21 protein-coding genes are annotated in these 20,334 nt (G+C 48.8%); 19 read left to right on the forward strand and 2 right to left on the reverse strand.

Annotated elements, in window-relative coordinates; all coding sequences use genetic code 11:
- From NKE59_RS04170 to NKE59_RS04220, 11 genes are all read left to right on the forward strand, one after another.
- A complete protein-coding gene (locus NKE59_RS04170) occupies positions 1-1,371 on the forward strand; it encodes a FimV/HubP family polar landmark protein (protein ID WP_353439734.1) in 1,371 nt (456 codons plus the stop codon).
- A gap of 1 nt (position 1,372) precedes the next feature.
- The gene (gene truA, locus NKE59_RS04175) at positions 1,373-2,197 is read left to right on the forward strand and encodes a tRNA pseudouridine(38-40) synthase TruA (protein ID WP_353439907.1); all 825 of its coding nucleotides are present in this window, start codon (positions 1,373-1,375) and stop codon (positions 2,195-2,197) included.
- A gap of 17 nt (positions 2,198-2,214) precedes the next feature.
- Positions 2,215-2,889 (forward strand): phosphoribosylanthranilate isomerase, encoded by a 675-nt coding sequence (locus NKE59_RS04180; protein WP_353439736.1) that lies wholly within the window; start codon positions 2,215-2,217, stop codon positions 2,887-2,889.
- Between the two features lie 40 nt (positions 2,890-2,929).
- Positions 2,930-4,123, forward strand: a complete 1,194-nt coding sequence (gene trpB / locus NKE59_RS04185; RefSeq protein ID WP_353439738.1) for a tryptophan synthase subunit beta — start codon at positions 2,930-2,932, stop codon at positions 4,121-4,123.
- A 5-nt stretch (positions 4,124-4,128) separates the two neighbouring features.
- Positions 4,129-4,926, forward strand: coding sequence for a tryptophan synthase subunit alpha (gene trpA / locus NKE59_RS04190; RefSeq protein ID WP_353439739.1), 798 nt, complete (start codon positions 4,129-4,131; stop codon positions 4,924-4,926).
- Between the two features lie 22 nt (positions 4,927-4,948).
- Positions 4,949-5,851, forward strand: coding sequence for an acetyl-CoA carboxylase, carboxyltransferase subunit beta (gene accD / locus NKE59_RS04195; protein WP_353439740.1), 903 nt, complete (start codon positions 4,949-4,951; stop codon positions 5,849-5,851).
- Positions 5,852-5,854: 3 nt separating this feature from the next.
- On the forward strand, positions 5,855-7,159 hold the full coding sequence (folC, locus tag NKE59_RS04200; RefSeq protein WP_353439741.1) for a bifunctional tetrahydrofolate synthase/dihydrofolate synthase: 1,305 nt from the start codon (positions 5,855-5,857) through the stop codon (positions 7,157-7,159).
- A 3-nt stretch (positions 7,160-7,162) separates the two neighbouring features.
- Entirely contained in the window at positions 7,163-7,921 is a 759-nt protein-coding gene (locus NKE59_RS04205) for an SPOR domain-containing protein (RefSeq protein ID WP_353439742.1), read from the forward strand.
- Positions 7,921-8,475: a CvpA family protein gene (locus NKE59_RS04210; protein ID WP_353439743.1), complete on the forward strand. Its 555-nt coding sequence runs from the start codon at positions 7,921-7,923 to the stop codon at positions 8,473-8,475. Before NKE59_RS04205 ends, NKE59_RS04210 begins: the two co-directional genes overlap by 1 nt.
- Positions 8,476-8,477: 2 nt before the next feature.
- On the forward strand, positions 8,478-10,016 hold the full coding sequence (purF, locus tag NKE59_RS04215) for an amidophosphoribosyltransferase (protein WP_353439744.1): 1,539 nt from the start codon (positions 8,478-8,480) through the stop codon (positions 10,014-10,016).
- A 71-nt stretch (positions 10,017-10,087) separates the two neighbouring features.
- Entirely contained in the window at positions 10,088-11,293 is a 1,206-nt protein-coding gene (locus NKE59_RS04220) for an O-succinylhomoserine sulfhydrylase (protein WP_353439745.1), read from the forward strand.
- A 7-nt stretch (positions 11,294-11,300) separates the two neighbouring features.
- On the opposite strand, the gene NKE59_RS04225 is transcribed toward NKE59_RS04220, so the two are convergent.
- Positions 11,301-12,425, reverse strand: a complete 1,125-nt coding sequence (locus NKE59_RS04225; protein ID WP_353439746.1) for an ABC transporter ATP-binding protein — start codon at positions 12,423-12,425, stop codon at positions 11,301-11,303.
- Positions 12,418-13,068: a molybdate ABC transporter permease subunit gene (modB, locus tag NKE59_RS04230; protein ID WP_353439747.1), complete on the reverse strand. Its 651-nt coding sequence runs from the start codon at positions 13,066-13,068 to the stop codon at positions 12,418-12,420. Before modB ends, NKE59_RS04225 begins: the two co-directional genes overlap by 8 nt.
- Before the next feature lie 176 nt (positions 13,069-13,244).
- Between modB and NKE59_RS04235 the strand changes: the two genes are divergently transcribed.
- From NKE59_RS04235 to soxB, 8 genes are all read left to right on the forward strand, one after another.
- Positions 13,245-13,631: a metalloregulator ArsR/SmtB family transcription factor gene (locus tag NKE59_RS04235; protein WP_353439748.1), complete on the forward strand. Its 387-nt coding sequence runs from the start codon at positions 13,245-13,247 to the stop codon at positions 13,629-13,631.
- Between the two features lie 31 nt (positions 13,632-13,662).
- Positions 13,663-15,036: a sulfite dehydrogenase gene (gene soxC / locus NKE59_RS04240; protein ID WP_353439749.1), complete on the forward strand. Its 1,374-nt coding sequence runs from the start codon at positions 13,663-13,665 to the stop codon at positions 15,034-15,036.
- A 10-nt stretch (positions 15,037-15,046) separates the two neighbouring features.
- Positions 15,047-16,135 carry a c-type cytochrome gene (locus NKE59_RS04245; protein ID WP_353439750.1) on the forward strand — a complete coding sequence of 363 codons (1,089 nt, stop codon included), beginning with the start codon at positions 15,047-15,049 and terminating at the stop codon, positions 16,133-16,135.
- 92 nt (positions 16,136-16,227) lie between these two features.
- The gene (gene soxY / locus NKE59_RS04250) at positions 16,228-16,680 is read left to right on the forward strand and encodes a thiosulfate oxidation carrier protein SoxY (protein WP_353439751.1); all 453 of its coding nucleotides are present in this window, start codon (positions 16,228-16,230) and stop codon (positions 16,678-16,680) included.
- Positions 16,681-16,730: 50 nt separating this feature from the next.
- A complete protein-coding gene (gene soxZ / locus NKE59_RS04255) occupies positions 16,731-17,039 on the forward strand; it encodes a thiosulfate oxidation carrier complex protein SoxZ (RefSeq protein WP_353439752.1) in 309 nt (102 codons plus the stop codon).
- Between the two features lie 37 nt (positions 17,040-17,076).
- On the forward strand, positions 17,077-17,940 hold the full coding sequence (soxA, locus tag NKE59_RS04260; protein WP_353439754.1) for a sulfur oxidation c-type cytochrome SoxA: 864 nt from the start codon (positions 17,077-17,079) through the stop codon (positions 17,938-17,940).
- Positions 17,941-18,006: 66 nt separating this feature from the next.
- Positions 18,007-18,567: a sulfur oxidation c-type cytochrome SoxX gene (soxX, locus tag NKE59_RS04265; protein WP_353439908.1), complete on the forward strand. Its 561-nt coding sequence runs from the start codon at positions 18,007-18,009 to the stop codon at positions 18,565-18,567.
- Between the two features lie 21 nt (positions 18,568-18,588).
- The gene (gene soxB, locus NKE59_RS04270) at positions 18,589-20,319 is read left to right on the forward strand and encodes a thiosulfohydrolase SoxB (RefSeq protein ID WP_353439755.1); all 1,731 of its coding nucleotides are present in this window, start codon (positions 18,589-18,591) and stop codon (positions 20,317-20,319) included.
- Positions 20,320-20,334 lie beyond the last annotated feature (15 nt).

Raw genomic sequence — 20,334 nt, forward strand, 5'->3', positions numbered from 1 at the left:
ATGACCCGGTCTCGTAATCTGCAAACGCTATTCCATTGGCTCGTATTCGCCATTGTGAGTTGCTTTATGTGGACCACGGTCCATGCAGTAACGCTGGGATCACCGATGATGTTGTCAAAACCCGGTGAGCCTCTCAAAGTCGAGATCCCGGTCAAAGCCAAAGCAGATGATAAAAATATTCTTGAGACCTTAAGTATTGATCTGGTTCCCAAATCGGAGTACGAACGCTTGGGCATCTCTAGCAAGATATTGGATTACAAACCAAGCATCTCTTTACGCAAAGTAAGCCCAGGGCAACAGATTATTACGATCGATGCCGATACGGCGATCGTGGTCGATCAAGATCCCTTCATCGACATCATTATTGGATTGAAGTGGGCCTCCGGAGCCATTGCAAAACCATACACCCTGATGGTTGGTGACGTCACCAAGGTGGTCGTAAAGCCTGGCCAAACCCTCAGCGAGATTGCCTTGCAAATGACCCCACAACTCAGCGGTGCGGACATGGACGAAGCAATCCTTGCCCTGTATAAAACAAATCCGGATGCATTCATTGGAGGGAGTATTCATCGTCTGATTGCTGGAGCCGAGTTAACGAAACCCGACGCTAGCATTCTTCGTTCAATCACATCCGCTGAGGCCAAAGAGTTTGTGCTGGAGTCGAATCAAACGTGGCTTAAGCAACAAGGAGAGCTAGGACAGGGATCTGCACCGAGTGGGGCAGCTAGTAAAACCTCTAAGGGCGGTGACGACCGCCTCAAAATTGGCCCTGGAGCGGGCCCTGATGCAGACACGCGCCGCTATATTGAAGAGATTGTAGTTCAAGAACGGGCGCTTGCACAGACCAAAGCAAAACTTGCTGAGCTAGAAAAGAATATTGCAGACCTCCAAAAATTATTAGATGCTCGCAAACAAAGCGCTTCCTCTGAAGTCAGTACGGGGACCAAGATAAGCAATGATCAGTGGACGACCATTGGGATGGGATTGGTATTTATCTCGATTACTGGTATTTTGCTGCTCGCCTTGGCGCGTTATGCAAGACGTGGTGAAGCTTCATCGGATGCTATAACAGAAACTGCAATGGGTGAACCAAATACCCAAACTGGTGGGGGAGAGATACCGCAAAGAGCCGCCGCTATTCTGGCGGATTTAGATCTCAATCTCGAGTCAAGCCCACCCACAGAAACGCCAGCCCCTGAGTCGCTGCGGGTCAAGCTCAATTTAGCCAAAGCCTATATTACGATCGAAGACTATGCCGCAGCTCGTAAGTCGATTGAAGAGATATTGCTCGTGAGTAATCAAGTGGACCCACAAATGACGATTTCTGCGAAGAGCTTATTGTCCGAGATTAATCAACGTAGCAGTTCTTAGTATCATGCGCATTGCCTTGGGTGTGCAATATGATGGCAGTGCTTACTGTGGTTGGCAAATCCAGCCGGATCAAGCGACGGTTCAAAACACGCTTGAGCAAGCCATTCAACAATTTATCGGCAAGAAAGAACTGGTGAGAGTTACTGCTGCCGGTCGTACCGATACCGGTGTTCATGCGCTTGGTCAGGTCGTGCACTTTGATGCCGATGTTGAGCGCGATCCATGGTCGTGGGTGAGGGGGATTAATACCTTCTTACCCAATGATGTTGTTGTCAATTGGGCAAAGGTAGTGCCCCCGGATTTTGATGCCCGCTTTACCGCCCACGAGCGCACCTATATCTATGCCATCGTCGCAGGCCCAACCCGGTCACCCACATTAGCAAAACGGGTGGGCTATCACATGATGCCCAGTGGCCAGTGGTTTGATGCCAGTGCGATGCAAATTGCTGCAGACTATTTAATTGGTGAGCAGGATTTCTCATCGTTTCGGGCATCCGAGTGTCAGAGTAAAACACCCATGAAACACTTATATGAATGCAGTATCACCAGCGAGCAACCATTCCTCTACTTCAAGATACGCGCCAATGCCTTCTTGCATCATATGGTGCGTAATATCGTGGGCAGTCTCTTGGTCGTTGGCCAAGGCAAACAAAAGCCCGAGTGGATCAAGACGATCTTGCAAGCAAAAAATCGGGAGTTAGCAGCACCCACCTTTGCACCCGATGGTTTGTATTTAATGGAAGTGGGCTACCCCAAGGACCTAGCCATTCCAACTCCCCATTGGCAAAATGCATGGTTGCCAAAAGAGCTTATGCTTTCGGTATAAGGTAGACGAACAAAACAATGGGATTACTCGATTACACCCCCAATACCAGCAGAATAAAGATCTGCGGTCTACGCACACCTGCTGATATCGAAACAGTAGTTAAAGCCAATGTTGATGCCATCGGCTTGGTCTTTTACCCTCCAAGCCCCCGCGCTATTAAGCCCGAAGATGCCGGCGCCCTGATTGGGCAACTCCCCAAAGGGATTGATGCCGTGGGCCTGGTAGTGAACCCGACCCCCAATCAGATTGAGGAGATTAGGGCGAATGCGGCTATTACGATGTGGCAGTTTCATGGGGATGAGACCCCAGAGCAATGTAAACGCTTGGCGGGCGGTTTACCATGGCTAAAAGCAGCCCGAATTGGGAAATCCTTCAACTTCCCTGAATTTTCCCTACAATATAGGGATGCAGCCGGCTTTTTGCTAGATGCCCTGATCGAGGGCTATGGCGGGGGTGGCACAACCTTTAATTGGGACCTAATACCAACAGCATGGGCAAACGAAAACGCGCATCGGGTCGTTTTGAGTGGTGGATTGAACGCGCACAACGTCGGCGAGGCGATTGCACGTCTGCACCCCTGCGCGCTTGATATCTCCAGTGGAGTTGAAATTAGCAAGGGTGTAAAAGATCCAGCATTAATCCAGCAGTTTGTGGATGCTGTACGAGTGGCTGATCGTAATAGTCATTCGTAATCATTGAATAACCCAAGGTTTTAATTAAGTCGAGGTTCCTATGTACGATAAGCCAGATGCGCGTGGACACTTTGGTCCCTATGGCGGTATTTTTGTTTCAGAGACACTCATGTTTGCGCTTGAAGAACTCAAGCAAGCCTATGCTAAATACCAACATGACCCAGAGTTCTTAGAAGAGTTCCGGTACGAGCTCAAACATTTTGTTGGACGACCATCCCCGGTCTATCATGCAAAGCGCATGAGCGAGCAACACGGTGGTGCGCAGATTTATTTCAAGCGAGAAGATCTTAATCACACCGGTGCCCATAAGATTAATAATGTAATTGGCCAAGCAATGCTTGCCAAACGCATGGGCAAGCCCCGCATCATTGCGGAGACCGGCGCTGGACAACATGGTGTGGCAACTGCAACGATTTGTGCACGCTTTGGTTTGGACTGCACGGTCTATCAAGGATCGGTCGATGTGGCGCGTCAAGCACAAAACGTCTATCGCATGAAGCTTCTGGGTGCCAAAGTTGTGCCCGTTGAGTCTGGTAGCAAAACCTTAAAAGATGCATTAAACGAAGCGATGCGCGATTGGGTCACCAATGTGGAGAACACCTTCTACATCATTGGTACGGTCGCAGGCCCACATCCTTACCCCATGATGGTCAGAGATTTTCAGAGTGTGATCGGTGAAGAATGCAAAACCCAAATGCCTGAGATGGTGGGACGTCAACCCGACTATGTCATGGCTTGCGTGGGCGGCGGCTCTAATGCCATGGGCATTTTCTATCCCTATATTGATCTTCCTAATGTGCAGCTCGTGGGAGTAGAAGCAGCTGGCCGTGGCATGACCATTGGCGAGCACTCAGCCGCCTTGTGTGCGGGTAAGCCAGGCGTACTCCATGGCAATCGCACTTATCTCTTGCAAGACGAGAACGGACAGATTGCTGAGACCCACTCGGTCTCTGCAGGTATGGACTATCCCGGTGTGGGACCCGAGCATGCATGGTTAAAGGATTCTGGTCGAGCTCAGTATGTGGCGATCTCGGATGCGGATGCCTTAAAAGCATTTCATGATTGCTGCCAAATTGAGGGCATTATTCCTGCCTTGGAGTCTTCTCACGCAATTGCTTATGCCTGCAAACTTGCAGCAACCTTACCTAAGGATAAAGTGATCTTAGTGAACTTGTCTGGTCGTGGTGATAAGGATATGCATACGGTGGCACAAGCAACAGGTTCTGAAGGCTAAACACCATGTCGAAGATTGCAGCAGTATTTGCAGCCCTGAAGGCACAAGGTAAAAAAGGTTTGATCCCTTTTGTAACGGCTGGAGACCCGCATCCTAAGATGACCGTGGATGTGATGCATGCCTTAGTAAAAGGCGGAGCTGACATCATCGAGTTAGGCGTTCCGTTCTCTGACCCCATGGCTGATGGACCTGTGATCCAACGCTCATCCGAACGGGCGCTGGCCCAAGGCGTTACGCTACGCCAATGTTTAGACAACGTTAAAACCTTTCGGATCCAAAATCAGCAAACCCCAGTAGTGCTCATGGGCTACGCTAATCCGATTGAACAAATGGGTCATGCGGAGTTTGCTAAAGAAGCGAAGGCTGTGGGTGTAGATGGTGTGTTGATTGTGGATTACCCGCCTGAGGAGTGCGAAGAGTTTGCTAAGCAAATGCGAAGCAATGGCATCGATCCCATATTCTTATTAGCGCCAACATCCAATCAGCAACGGATTGCACATGCAGCGCACATTGCAGCAGGCTATATATATTACGTCTCCTTGCGAGGCGTAACGGGTGCCAATACACTAAATACCAGTGATGTTGCCAGCGTCCTACCGTTAATCCGTCAAGAAACTTCGATCCCCGTAGCGGTTGGTTTTGGGATTCGGGATGCGGCGAGTGCCAAAGCGGTCTCGCAAACCGCCGATGCGGTGGTCATTGGCAGTCGGATTGTGCAACTCTTGGAGGAGGCCAAACCAGGAGAAGAGCTTGCTTCTCTAGAGCGCTTTATTCATGAAATCCGCCACGCATTAGATCACTAACTAAGATCGTTACAATAGCGCCATGAGCTGGATTGATAAAATTCTTCCGCCCCAGATCCAACAAAGTGATCCGGCTAATCGCAAGACTGTGCCCGAGGGCTTGTGGGTAAAGTGCGGCGATTGTGAAGCGGTTCTCTATAACACCGATATCGAAGCCAATCTCTCGGTCTGCCCTAAGTGCAGTCATCATATGCGCATTAATGCGCGCAAACGCTTAGATCATTTATTGGATCCCAAACCGCGTACCGAGATTGGTGACACCGTTTTTCCTGTTGACGCTCTCAGGTTTAAAGATAGTAAAAAATACCCTGATCGTTTGAAGCAAGCCAATGATGCTTCTGGAGAGTCCGAAGCACTTGTAGTGATTGCCGGCAAGATTGAGTCAATCCCCGCTGTAGTTGCCTGCTTTGAGTTTGAGTACATGGGTGGCTCGATGGGCTCTGTAGTGGGTGAGCGCTTTGTGCGGGGTGTACAAGAAGCGATTAATAAAAAATGCGCGTTCATTTGCATTACAGCAACAGGTGGCGCCCGTATGCAAGAGAGTCTACTTTCGCTCTTGCAGATGGCCAAGACCAATTCGATGTTGACCAAGCTCTCGCAAGCAGGTCTACCTTACATCAGCGTATTAACGGATCCCACCATGGGAGGCATCTCTGCTAGCTTTGCCTTCATGGGTGATGTAGTGATGGCCGAGCCCAAGGCCTTAATCGGATTTGCCGGTCCACGCGTGATCGAGCAAACGGTGCGTGAGAAATTACCCGAAGGCTTTCAGCGCTCAGAGTTCTTAATGCAAAAGGGCGGTATCGACATGATTGTGGATCGTCGAGAGATGCGTAAAGAAATTGCGCACCTATTGGCTCTATTACAAAGTATTCCAGCCGATAAACTCCCCAAGCAATTACTCAACTCCAGCGGTTCGAGCTAAGTCGTGCCGGAGAACAGCCAGAACAAAGCCATTCTCTTTACCAATCTAGATGACTGGTTAACGTATTTAGAGACCGCCCACCCAGTCGGGATAGATATGGGACTCACCCGTATTAATCAGGTGAAAGAGTCCTTAGGCTTGCGTTTCTGCTGCCCCGTCATTACCGTGGGCGGTACCAACGGTAAAGGTTCCACCTGTGCATTTCTAGAGAGTGTTCTCTTAGCAGCCGGCTATAAAGTCGCTTGCCATACTTCCCCTCATCTGCTGCGTTTTCATGAGCGTGCTCGGATTCATGGTCGTGAAGCAACGGATGCTGAGCTCTTGCAATCCTTCAATCGGGTAGAGCAAGCACGGTGTCGGATTGAGAATGCTCCGACCTTAACGTATTTTGAGTTCACCACCTTAGCCATCATGGATCTCTTTGCCAATGCTGGGATTGATGTGGCGATTTTGGAAGTAGGGATGGGCGGTCGCTTGGATGCAGTCAATATTGTGGATGCGGATTGCGCCATTGTGACCAGTATTGATCTTGACCATATGGCGTATTTGGGGAACACCCGCGAGGCCATCGCTTTTGAGAAAGCTGGCATCTTCCGCAAGAACGCAAGTGCCATTTGTGGTGATCCAGTACCGCCCCAAAGTTTGATTGATCACGCTAAGGCTTTGGGTACCGATCTATGGCTGATCGGCAAGGATTTTGGTTTTGAGGGCGATCAGCAGCAATGGGGATGGTCCGGACGAGGAAAGCGCTTTGGTGGTTTGGCTTATCCAGCATTACGAGGTGCCAATCAATTACTCAATGCCTCTGCCGTAATTGCTGCCTTAATGGCCTTGCACGATCGTTTACCAGTGAGTGCACAAGATATACGCAATGGTTTTGCCTTAGTAGAGTTACCAGGACGGTTTCAGGTCTTACCCGGTAAGCCAAGCATCGTCTTAGATGTGGCACACAATCCGCATGCGGCTGCTACCCTCGCACAAAGTTTGGATAAGATGGGTTATCACCCCTATACCTATGCAGTATTTGGTGCCATGGCTGATAAAGATATTGAGGGGGTGCTCAAGCCGATGATGGATTTGGTGGATTATTGGTATTGCACCGATTTGCCAACAGCGCGCGCAGCGAAAGGGATAGATCTCGCCAAACAGATTCAGGGACTGGGTAAAGAGGCAGAGGTATTTTCTGGGGCGGGTAGCGCTTATCAAATGGCTTTGGATAAAGCGGGTGAGGGTGATAGAATTGTGGTCTTCGGATCCTTTTATACAGTTGCGGGCGTAATGGCTTATCGAAATAACCAGGCACATTGATCCATGACCTTCATATCGAATCTATTTCGACGTAAATCCGACCCTCAAAAAATTGAGCCCCTCGCTAGGCGCCCAATTACTAAACGCACCAGAGCCAATGAAGATCCGGCTGAAGATCCAGCCTTAACCGAAGATCCCGAGAAACAACGTGCGCGCCATCGCTTGGTTGGTGCAGCGACTTTGGTGCTGATTGCAGTCATTGGTTTACCTCAGATCTTGGATAAAAAACCCAAGCCCGTTGTTAATGACATTACGGTGCAGATTGTGAGTAGCATCCCGAATCCTGCCGCCGGTATCTTGAACCCAGAGCCAGACAAGAAAGCAAACCCCGAGCCAAAACTAGAGACAAAGGTCGAGACCAAGGCTGAACCAAAACCTGACCTCAAACCCGAGACCAAGCCCGTAACACCACCCCCAGGGACTAATCCAGCGAATAAGGGTTTTGGCCTTGCCCCTGGTGAAGAGTTGGTTGTGATTAGTAAGGATGCAGCTGCTAGCGGTGAGATGAAGGCCGCAGCCAATGGTAAGTTTGTGATTCAGATTGGGGCGTTTGCATCGGAAGAGCGCGCCAATGGTTGGGTTGCAAAACTCAAAGATAACAAGATTCCGTATTACGTACTCACTCGCAATAATGCTGAGGGAACCAAATTGTTTGTCTTGCGTGCTGGCCCATTTGTAGAGCGCGAAGCAGCAGAAGCAGCTGAGAAACGTATCAAGGCATTGGGGCTCAGTCCTCGAATCGTAGAACTCAATAAGAATTAATGATGGAACAGCTCAGCGCCATTCACCTGACCACCCTCGATTACTTTGCGTTCGGTATTTTGGTGATCTCGGCAGCGGTGGGCGTATGGCGTGGATTATTTAGAGAGGTGATTGCATTAGCCTCTTGGTTCATTGCTGCATGGCTTTCTTATCATTACTGTGATTATTTGGCGAGTGAGTGGCTGTCTGCCTTCATACCCAATGCAACCGCCCGCTTAGCCTCAGCGTTCTTGTTAATCTTTGTGATTGTTCTCATCAGTCTTGGTTTATTGGCTAGAGCTCTGCAAAAAGTATTATCAAGCGCCGGCTTAACCTTAGTTGATCGTTTCTTTGGCCTCGTTTTCGGCTTTGCACGGGGCATAGTGGTTCTGGTAGTTCTAGCAACATTAGGCGCATTAACGGGTGCACAACAAACCCAAGCATGGCAAGCAGCCGCGATTCGGCCTACCCTTGAAAAAGGAACTGGCTTAATACGCTCATGGTTGCCAGAGAGCTGGGCTAAGCAGTTAAATGCAATATCAATGACCGATTCAACTCGGTCGCCGGGGAGCTAAACATGTGCGGAGTGGTTGGAACAATCTCGCATCAACCAGTAAATCAACTTTTGTATGATGCACTTTTGCTCTTGCAGCATCGCGGTCAGGATGCAGCAGGTATTGCAACCATGCACGGTAACTCCTTTGCGATGCATAAAGCCAATGGTCTAGTACGCGATGTCTTTAGAACCCGTAATATGCGCAGTCTTGTTGGAAACGCTGGTATTGGGCAGGTACGTTATCCCACGGCCGGTTCAGCGAGCAGTGAAGAAGAGGCGCAACCTTTTTATGTCAGCGCTCCATTTGGAATCATCCTCGCTCACAACGGCAATTTAACTAACGCACCGATATTACGCAGCGAGATGGCCTACCGCGATCGTCGTCATATCAACACCAACTCAGATACTGAAGTGCTACTGAATGTCTTGGCCGATGAGCTTCAGAAAGAAACCAATAGTGCTGCATTAGACGATGACTCGATCTTTAAGGCCGCAGTAGGACTTAATAAACGGGTTAAGGGCTCTTATGCAGTCGTGGCCTTAATTGCGGGCTTTGGGCTTTTAGCATTCAGAGACCCATTTGGTATCCGCCCACTATGTATTGGTCGGATCGATACACCGCAAGGACCCGAGTGGATGCTGGCCTCTGAATCTGTGGCATTGGAAGGCCTAGGGTTCACCGTCGTGCGCGATGTGCAACCGGGTGAGGCGATCTATATTGATATGGATGGTAATTTCCATTCTAGACAGTGTGCAAGTAATGCATCGCTTAACCCCTGTATTTTTGAGTATGTCTACCTTGCTCGACCAGACTCCACTATTGATGGGGTCACGGTCTATAACGTGCGTATGCGCATGGGTGATTACTTGGCAGAGAAAATCCGAGCAGAGGCCGACGTTAGCAAAATCGATGTGGTGATGCCGATCCCGGATTCGAGTCGTCCTGCAGCAATGCAGGTTGCCAAACGTTTAGGGATTTCGTATCGCGAGGGCTTCTTCAAGAACCGTTACATTGGTCGGACATTCATCATGCCCGGACAAGCAGTGCGCAAGAAGTCGGTTCGTCAAAAACTGAATGCAATGCGCATCGAGTTCAAAGATAAAACGGTATTAATTGTGGATGACTCGATTGTGCGTGGCACGACCTCGTATGAGATTGTGCAAATGGCTAGAGAGTCGGGTGCCAAGAAAGTAATCTTTGCTTCGGCTGCGCCCCCAGTGCGATTCCCCAATGTGTATGGCATTGATATGCCAACTCGTAGTGAGTTAGTAGCCTATGGTCGTACTCACGATGAGATCAATCAATTAATTGGGGCTGATCAGCTGATCTATCAAAGTGTCGAGGATATGAAAAAAGCTGTACAAGACATTAACCCAAGCATTAAGAACTTTGAGTCCTCTTGCTTTGATGGTGTCTATATTAGTGGTGATATTACCGAGGCTTACTTGGATGCTCTCGAGGCGGCCCGCAATATTGCCAATACCGAAGAAGACCGTAAGAGTGATCCGAGTGATTTTGCTCGCTCACAATTGCATTTGCAATTAGCAAACGGAGACTAATCCTCCTCATTGTGGTTTGTGTGGCACGCTGAGGTGACAGTTCGGTAATTCCCTGTCAAACTAGAGTTCTTATGAAAAAAACCATCCGCGCCAAACCCAATATGAACACCCTGGCGCCTGAGACCATTGCGGTTCGGGCCGGGACGCGTCGCAGCTCGGATTATCAAGAGCATTCTGAAGCTATGTTCTTAACCTCGAGTTTCTGCTTTAACTCCGCCGAAGAAGCCAAGCATGGTTTTGCCCACGCTGATCAGGGCTTTATCTATTCACGTTTCACAAACCCAACCGTGAGTATGTTTCAGGATCGATTAGCCGCACTCGAGGGTGGTGAGGCGTGTATTGCAACCTCATCGGGTATGTCTGCAATCTTAACAACTGCAATGTCCCACCTTCAGGCGGGCGATCATGTCATTTGCTCCAAGTCTGTCTTTGGGGCAACTACGCAACTGTTCTCATCGATCTTGGGTCGCTTTGGGATTACTACGACCTATGTGGCGATTCATGATGTCAAGGCGTGGCAGGCAGCAGTCCAAAAAAATACTCGCTTGTTCTACTTAGAGACCCCATCTAATCCCTTAACTGAGATTGCTGATATTGCAGCAATTGCTAAAGTGGCCAAGAAAGCAAAGTCCTTATTCGTGGTGGATAACTGTTTCTGTACGCCTGCATTGCAAAAGCCATTAGAGTTGGGCGCTGATGTCGTAATTCATTCGGCAACCAAGTATCTTGATGGACAAGGTCGTGTCGTGGGCGGTGCGATTGTGGGCAGTACAGATTTTGTGATGGGTAAAGTATTTCCCTACGTGCGTACTGCGGGCCCAACACTTTCAGCCTTTAATGCTTGGGTATTCCTAAAAGGTTTGGAGACCCTCGATTTGCGGATGAAGGCGCAAAGTAGTAATGCACTCGCACTTGCACAGTGGTTAGAAAAACAAGCTGGAGTAGAGAAGGTATTTCATCCGGGATTAAAGTCACACCCGCAACATGCTTTGGCAAAGCGTCAGCAAAAAGCTGGTGGTCCGATTGTGTCTTTTGTCTTAAAGGGTGGCAAGAAGGCGGCCTACCAACTCATTAATAAAACACGCCTGTGTTCGATCACAGCTAATTTGGGCGACACTCGCACAACCATTACCCATCCCGCAACGACAACGCACTGTCGCATTACACCGCAAGCCAGAAAAGAGGCGGGTATTGTTGATGGCTTAGTGCGGATTGCGGTAGGGCTTGAGAACATCGAAGATCTCAAAAACGATTTACAAGCCGGCCTCAAAAAATAATGAGCTGCTAGGGCGCCGCATTCGCTGCGCTCATAAAGCGACGTGGATCATTAATGGGGCGTAGAGGCATGATGTGGATTAAATCTCGGTTGAACTCTAAATAGACCAAAGCATCTTGCTCTAAACCAAGGCGTCTAACTTCAGCAGCTGAAGCTTCCCAGGTAAGTGTTTCCGTAATGGCTTCAATCACAAATTCAATTACTGCAATTTGTCCGAGAGTACTTATTTGCTTTACTCGACAGGGAATGCGTCCATCGAGTCGATTGGAATGGACACTTAAGCCCGCTTGCGGAATGACCCAAGCTACTTGCGATTGCGGCGGGATCTTGCCCTTGTCGGTGATCTGGAAAGCCCAGGGGCTCGATCCCCACTGTAATCGCCCCGCATTAAATACCCCCTGAAACAGATTGGGGATACCTACCAATTGAGCAACTCTCGGATTACGGGGCTTCGCAAATAAATCATTTGCGTTGGCTGTTTGCAAACCCACTCCTTGATCGATCACGGTAATGCGATCAGCGAGCAAATGCGCCTCACGCAGATCATGGGTCACCAACACAATCGGAATATGCAATTGCTTGCGTAACTCGGCAAGTGTCTGGTAGAGAGTTTGTCGGGTTGGTATATCAATCGCAGAGAAGGGCTCGTCGAGCAATAAGATTTTGGGAGAGCGCGCTAATGCGCGGGCAAGGGCAACACGCTGTTGCTGTCCTCCGGAAATTTGCCTAGGCAGGCGGTCAGCAAGCTCAGCAATATTAAGTTGCGCCAGCCATTCGTAAGCGCACCGTATTTGCTCAGCACGACTTTCACCATTGTTATGCAGAGCAATACGAACGTTCTCTAAAGCACTTAGGTGCGGAAACAAAGCATATTGCTGAAATAAAAATCCACATGATCGTACCGAGGCGTCTTGGACTATGCGAGGGCCGCGGGCAGGATCCCGATTTAGCCATACTGTATTAGCGCATTCGATGCTGCCCATCTCGGGGTGATGCAATCCTGCAATCGAGCGCAGAACACTTGTTTTGCCACTCCCCGAAGGTCCTACCAATGCATGGATCTCGCCATAGTCCACCTCTAAATGAATAGAGAGTGGATTGGGTACAGTCTGCTGAATATGTAACTTAAGCACGATGAGATCCTGCTTTGGGTTTTCCGAGAACACCATACGAGATCGCAATCGCAATGAGAGAGATCAGCAACAAGATCAAAGACAAGGATCCTGCACCTGCCGTATCAAAGGTCTGGACCTTGTCATAAATTGCGATGGAGGCTGTTTTGGTCTCCCCAGGGATAGCACCACCCACCATCAGCACCACACCAAACTCACCCAAGGTGTGAGCAAAGGTCATGGCAGCACCACTGAGAATACCGCGCCAAGCCAGTGGTAATTCAATTAAACGAAAGCGTTGCCAGGTATTGAGACCGCTAACCTTAGCGGCCTCCTTGATTTCTGGGGGGATTGCCTCAAAGGCACGCTGAATTGGCTGAATCGCAAACGGTAGATTGATGATCAGAGAGGCTACCAATAAGCCCGTGAACGAAAACACCAAGGGCTCGCCAAATAAACTTTTACCAGCAAAAGCCACAATAAAGTAATAGCCCAAGACCGTAGGAGGTAAGACTAGGGGCAGGGCAAGCGCAGCCTCAGCCCAAGATTTCCAGGGACCCGCATCGGCAAGACGATGCGCTACCCAGATCCCTAATGGAATCAGAAGGACTAAGGTCCAAAAGGCCAATGTTAGTGAGAGGGCGATCGCTTGGGTATCTAGCAATTTACTTTATTTAATTTAATTAAATCAGTTACTTAAGAAATATGTTATTTAGGATAATGGGCTATTTTAGGCTCTAGGCGATGCTTGTGGGTTGATCTTTCGGGATGCTGATTAGGGTATCTCTGTATATGCATAATGACAAATATTTCGTGTAATATACGCAAATACGCATATTTATGGCTAGCCTTCCAAAGACCTCAAAAAAGACTCCATCCTTGGAGATCAGTGAGGCGTTTGTAAAAAAACAATTGAGCAAGCAGCAAATGGAATCTCTATTTGTGGGCGTATCGCAATTTTTCTCAACCTTATCAGAACCATCTCGCCTGCGTATCTTATACGCGCTATGTGAAGGCGAAAAATCTGTGACTGAAGTGATTGAGGCGTGCGGCTCCAGTCAGGCCAATGTATCGCGCCATTTGTCTGCATTACATCAAGCCAAAATATTAAACCGCCGTAAGGTTGGCACAACGGTCTTTTATGCCATTGAAGACCGAGCGACCTTAGAGATCTGCCAAAACATCTGTGCGCGCATTGCCGAAGAACTTTTTTCTGAAAAGAGTTAATCCCCATTTAATTTCTATCCCCCATACTGCAATGAACAAAACTTCCCCCAACACCCAGGCCCTTGAGTCCTTTAGTCGTATTCAGAAGGCCCCCGAGAACTTCCTCTCGCAAGACGCCATTGCAGACATTACTCAGCATGGTGCTAACGAGGAACGTCGTGGATTCTTGCGCAAAAGTTTTGTTGCAGCCCTTGGTGGAGCCAGTGCCATGGGTGGTGGTCTGGCCATGGCGAACCCCAAAGGCGATCCCGCTATTTTGGAGAAACAAGAATGGCAAACCACGCTTGGTAAAAACGTAGCAACAGATCCTTATGGAATGCCATCGGTCTATGAGAAGAATCTAGTTCGTCGAGAGTCGCCTGGTCTGACACGCGTATCGGCAGCATCGGTTGCTTTCACACCTTTGCAAGGACTCTTTGGCATCATCACCCCCAATGGTTTGCATTTTGAGCGTCACCATCAGGGTTGGTACAACCTTGATCCAAATAAACACCGTTTGATGATTAATGGTTTGGTGAAGAACGAAAAGGTATTCACCATGAATGACCTGATGCGCCTACCGTCGGTCTCGCGTATTCACTTCATTGAGTGTGGAGCCAATACCGGTTTGGAATGGGGCAATGTTGCCGTACCGACTGTGCAGTACACCCACGGTATGTTGTCGTGCTGTGAGTTCACAGGCGTCCCACTCTCTACACTCCTCGATATCTGCGGTGCAGATCTTAAAAAAGGGAAGTATGTTTTGGCAGAGGGCGGCGATGGCTCTGGCATGACCCGAACCATGTCGATGGAAATGGCCTTGGACGATGTGATTGTTGCGTGGGGTATGAACGGTGAGATGCTGCGCCCTGAGAATGGATTCCCATTGCGCTTAGTGGTGCCTGGTGTGCAAGGCGTGAGTTGGGTGAAGTGGTTGCGCCGTATTGAAGTCGGCGATATGCCCTATGCCGCGAAGGACGAGGCGATTCATTACATCGATCTCATGCCCGATGGCCTGCATCGTCAATACACCTCGATTCAAGAATGTAAATCGGTTATCACCACACCATCGGGTGGCCAACAACTCCTGGACAAAGGGTTCTATAACATTAGTGGTCTGGCGTGGTCAGGACGTAGCAAGATTAAGAGGGTGGATGTTTCTGTTGACGGTGGCAATAACTGGCGTACTGCTCGTTTAGAGACCCCTGTGCTTACCAAAGCGCTTACCCGTTTTAATATCGATTGGACCTGGGATGGTTCACCGACCATCTTGCAATCCCGCGCAATTGACGAGACCGGTTATGTACAACCGACCATACGACAGTTAAGGGCAGTACGCGGTACGCGCTCGATCTATCACAACAATGCAATTCAATCGTGGAAGGTTGATACCAATGGCGAGGTCAGCAATGTTCAAGTCGGCTAATGCAATCACAATGTCTAGATCAATCCTGGGTACTCTCCTGTTTGTTGCACTCGCAGTTTCTGCGAAGACCAGTGCGATTGCGCAAAGTGCGCCTGCAGCAAAGGCAAAGCCTACATATTTAAATATCGGTCGTAATGCCACCCCTGCAGAAGTAGCCGCGTGGGATATTGATGTGCGCCCAGACTTTAAAGGACTCCCCGCTGGATCTGGCTCGGTAGCCAAAGGCCAAGATCTTTGGGAGAAGCAATGCGCTAGTTGCCACGGGACCTTTGGTGAGTCCAATGAAGTTTTTACACCCATCGCGGGTGGAACTACTAAGGATGATATTAAGACCGGTAAGGTTGCATCCCTTATGAGCGATAAGCAACCACAACGCACCACGCTGATGAAGGTTGCCACGATCTCCACCCTATGGGATTACATTTATCGTGCAATGCCTTGGAATGCACCACGCTCATTATCGGCCGATGATACCTATGCACTGGTGGCGTTCATTCTTAATCTGGGTGAAGTGGTGCCCGATGACTTTGTGCTCTCCAATAAAAATATCGCTGCCACACAAGCACTCATGCCCAACCGAAATGGCATGACCCAAAAACATGGCTTATGGACCGTGAAGGGTGTTGGGGATGTAAAAAATACTCCTTGTATGAGTAACTGCGCTCAACACGTTGCGATTGGCTCGGTCTTACCAGACTATGCACGTAACGCGCATAATAATTTGGCTGAACAAAATCGGGAGTATGGTCCTTATCGGGGGGTTGATACCACCAAGCCTCCGTTGGCTGCATTACCAGCAGGCGGAATGATGATGGTGTCAACGGCAAGTACCGCTCCGAAAGTAGCGGGTCCAGCAGATCTATTTAAGAAAGAGAACTGTTCTGCTTGCCATGCGCCCGCAGCGAAATTAGTGGGCCCATCGATTGCGGATGTTGCGAATAAGTACAAGGGCGTTGCAACAGCACAAGCAATGCTCGAGAAGAAAGTAAAAGCAGGCGGCGCCGGTGTATGGGGTGCGATACCCATGCCAGCACAAGGGCAACTATCGGATGCCGATAACAAGGTCTTAGTGCAGTGGATGCTCAATGGTGGGAAGTAAATGTAGCAAGGGTTAGTACTTAGAATAGCGCTTGTAGACAGGCTTTATAGTTATACGTTAAATATTGTGGTCGTAGATAAAAAGGAGTTTTTATGGATCAGCAACGTCGTGATGTACTGAAGTATTCAGCGGTCTTTGGTTTGATGGCTACTGCCGGTTTGATTAGTCCAGCCCAAGCACAAGAGTGGAATAAGGCCGCATTTGAAGGCAAGTCTTTGGATGATGTGTTTAAAGTGCTAGGTGCTGGTAAGCCAGAGAGCTCATCGGCAATTACCATGATTGCTCCCGATATTGCTGAGAACGGCGCTGTCGTTCCTGTTGGCATGAACACCACACTGAAGGCACAGCAAATGGCTATCTTGGTTGATAAAAATCCAAGCGCCTTAGCAGCCCAGTTCTTTATTCCTGCTGGCACAGAACCATTTGTGACCACCCGTATCAAAATGGGTCAAACCTCCAATGTGTATGCGCTGGTTAAAGCGGATAACAAATGGAGCGTGGCTGTGAAAGAGGTCAAAGTTACTTTGGGTGGTTGTGGCGGTTAAGTAGCCCAAGTACACACTTTTATATAGAACACATTTAGAGAGGAAACAACATGTCAGATCCGATGCGCGTACGAGCAACCGAGAGTGGTGGCGTGGTTGATGTAAAGATTTTGATGAAACACGATATGGAAACCGGTCAGCGTAAAGACGCTTCTGGTAAAGCAATTCCGGCGTGGTTTATCAGCACCGTGACCGCAAAAGCCAATGGTAAAGATGTATTCAAAGGCGAGTTTGGCCCGGCTGTATCCAAAGACCCTTTCTTGAACTTTAAGTACAAAGGTGCGAAGGGTGACAAGATCACCGTATCGTGGGTCGATAACAAAGGCGGAAAACGCACCGACGAAGCAACTGCGTCCTAGTTGAATACGTTTACTCCATAACAATAAGAGGGATACCATGAGACAACATTGGATATATGGCGCTGTAATTGCTGCAAGCGCTGTGCTATTGCAGGCCTGTACTACGCCTGCCGAAGCGCCTAAGAAAGCTTCTGCGCCAGTACCTGCAGCTCCTGCTGCACCTGCAGGTGCACCAACCGCTGAAATAGAAAAGTATCGCGCCATGATAGCGGATGGTAATCCCTCTGATTTATATGAAATGGCTGGTGAAGAGCTCTGGAAGAAAAAAATGGGCCCCAAGAACGCCAGTCTTGAGAAATGTGATTTAGGTATGGGCCCTGGTGTGGTTAAGGGAGCCTACGCAGTACTTCCGAAGTACTTTAAAGATACCAATAAAGTGCAAGACCTTGAGTCACGCATTGTGACCTGCATGGAGCGCTTACAAGGATTTGATTCCAAAGAGATCATCAAAGGTACATTTGGTCGAGGTCAACGTAAAGATGTGGAGGCGATTGTGGCTTATGTGGTTGCCAACTCAAAAGGCATGACCATCAATGTTTCGACCAAGCATCCCAAAGAGAAAGAAATGTATGAGCTTGGTAAGAAAGCCTTCTTCTTCCAAGGCGGCCCTATGGATTTCTCGTGCGCCTCCTGCCATGCAGAAGATGGCAAGCGCATTCGTTTACAAGATCTGCCTAATTTAACCCAGCAAAAGGGCGCTGCATTAGGGTGGGGCGCATGGCCTGCATACCGAGTATCGAGTGGCACATTCTGGACCATGCAATACCGTTTGAATGATTGCTATCGTCAGCAACGATTCCCTGAGCCAATTTATATCTCCGACGATACGATTGCCCTTTCAATGTATATGGCAGCAACCGCTAATGGTGGCAAGATGGCCGCTCCTGGTTTGAAGCGTTAATGGCTGGAGAAAAATAATATGAATAATAGATATCTAATAACAGCAGTAACCTTGCTTGCTTTGCCAATGGGCTCTGCCTTGGCCGATGCTAAGTTTGACAAAATGATGAAGGATAGTTTCCAGGCAAATGGTATTGCAACGCTTGATCGTTTAAATCAAGATGCTGCACAAAAGTATTGCTCTGACCCAGCTACCCTCGCAGGGAAGGGTGACCCAAAGCGTGCGGAAGCAATCCAGAAAGCTAATATGGCTACGATTAAGCAACCCGCAGATGGTAAATACATTGGTGACTGGAAATTAGGTGAGCGGATTGCTCAAAGTGGTCGTGGTGCAACTTGGACTGATAAAGCTGATGCGGCCAATGGCGGCGGATGCTATAACTGCCACCAAATTAATAAGACCGAACTATCCTATGGCAATATTGGCCCAAGCCTTTGGAACTACGGCAAGCTGCGCGGTTACAGTAAAGAGTTAATTACGTATACGTGGAACCGGATTAACAACTCTAAAGCATATAACGTCTGTAGCAATATGCCGCGTTTTGGTCACTTTAATCTCTTGACCGAAAAGCAAATGCAAGACGTGATGGCTCTTTTGTTAGATCCAAACTCGCCAATTAATCAGTAATCACTTAATTTAGGAAGCGATATGTCTTTCAGTAGACGGGAGTTTCTGCAGGCCCTTGCAGTTGCATCGGCCGGTGGAATGAGCTTACAGTCTAATTTCTCACTGGCTCAAAGTGCTGCACAAAAGTTTTATGACCTACCAAAATTTGGTAATGTCCATTTGTTGCATTTCACAGACTGTCATGCACAACTCATGCCGATCTACTTCAGGGAGCCGAACGTTAATTTAGGTATTGGTTCCCAAGACGGGAAAGTGCCTCACCTAGTTGGTGAGTACCTTCTCAAGGCCTATGGCATTAAGCCCGGTACCCGTGATGCCCACGCATTTACCTATCTCGATTTTGCAGCAGCCGCCAAGACCTACGGCAAGGTTGGTGGCTTTGCACATCTCACAACCCTGATTAAGCAAGTTAAAGAGAGTCGTCCAGGTGCGCTATTACTCGATGGTGGTGATACTTGGCAGGGCTCAGGCACTGCCTTATGGACCAATGGCCAAGATATGGTCGATGCGTGTCTTGCCATGGGTGTTGATGTGATGACCCCTCACTGGGAGATGACCCTCGGTGAGAAACGCGTGATGGAGATCGTGGAAAAAGATTTCCGGGGCAAAGTGTCGTTTATTGCTCAAAATATTAAGACTAATGATTTTGGTGATGCCGTGTTTGCTCCCTATATCATGAAGACCATGAATGGTGTACAGGTCGCAATTGTGGGCCAAGCATTCCCCTACACACCCATTGCAAATCCACGTTACTTCACACCCAACTGGACCTTCGGGATTCAGGAAGAGAACATGCAAAAGACCGTGGATGAAGCCAGAGCAAAGGGTGCCAAGGTGGTTGTCGTGCTATCGCACAATGGTATGGACGTTGATCTAAAGATGGCTTCTCGGGTTCGCGGTATTGATGCCATTATGGGTGGGCATACCCACGACGGAGTACCGGCTCCGGTGAAGGTAAAAAATCCGGGTGGTGTTACCTTGGTTACCAATGCAGGATCCAATGGTAAGTTCTTGGGTGTACTAGACTTTGATGTGAAGGCGGGCAAGATTAGCGACTTCCGCTACAAACTATTACCCGTGTTCTCGAACTTATTACCAGCCGACGCAGGTATGAGCGCATTAATTAAGAAGATACGCGCTCCGTATGAAGCCAAGCTTGCCGAGAAATTAGCAGTCACCGATGGTCTTTTGTATCGTCGCGGTAACTTTAATGGGAGCTTTGATCAAGTCATCTTAGATGGTTTGATCAAACAGAAGAACGCTGAGATCTCATTCTCACCAGGGTTCCGTTGGGGTACTTCGCTATTGCCAGGTGAGGCTATTACGATGGAGCACTTACTGGATCAAACCGCGATCACCTATCCATTTACAACAGTCACCAATATGACCGGTGAGACCATCAAGACCGTGCTCGAGGATGTAGCAGATAACTTATTTAATCCTGACCCGTATTACCAGCAGGGTGGCGACATGGTACGCGTTGGAGGATTGCAATATGCGATTGATCCGGCCGGCGCAACCGGTAAGCGAATTTCTGAGATGCGTCTAAATGGCAAACTGATTGAAGCGGGGAAGACCTACAAAGTAGCAGGGTGGGCACCAGTGTCTGAGGAGGCCAAGGCGGCCGGCGGTGAAGCCATTTGGGATTTAATGGCTAGACACTTAAAAGAGGTGAAGACCATTAAAGCCGTTAAATTAAACGAGCCGCTTATCAAGGGTGTCTCTAAAAATCCAGGTATGGTTGCAATCTAACTAAACAGTCAGGGT

Origin of the sequence: Polynucleobacter sp. UK-FUSCHL-C3 (assembly GCF_040409815.1) — a bacterium.
GTDB lineage: Bacteria > Pseudomonadota > Gammaproteobacteria > Burkholderiales > Burkholderiaceae > Polynucleobacter.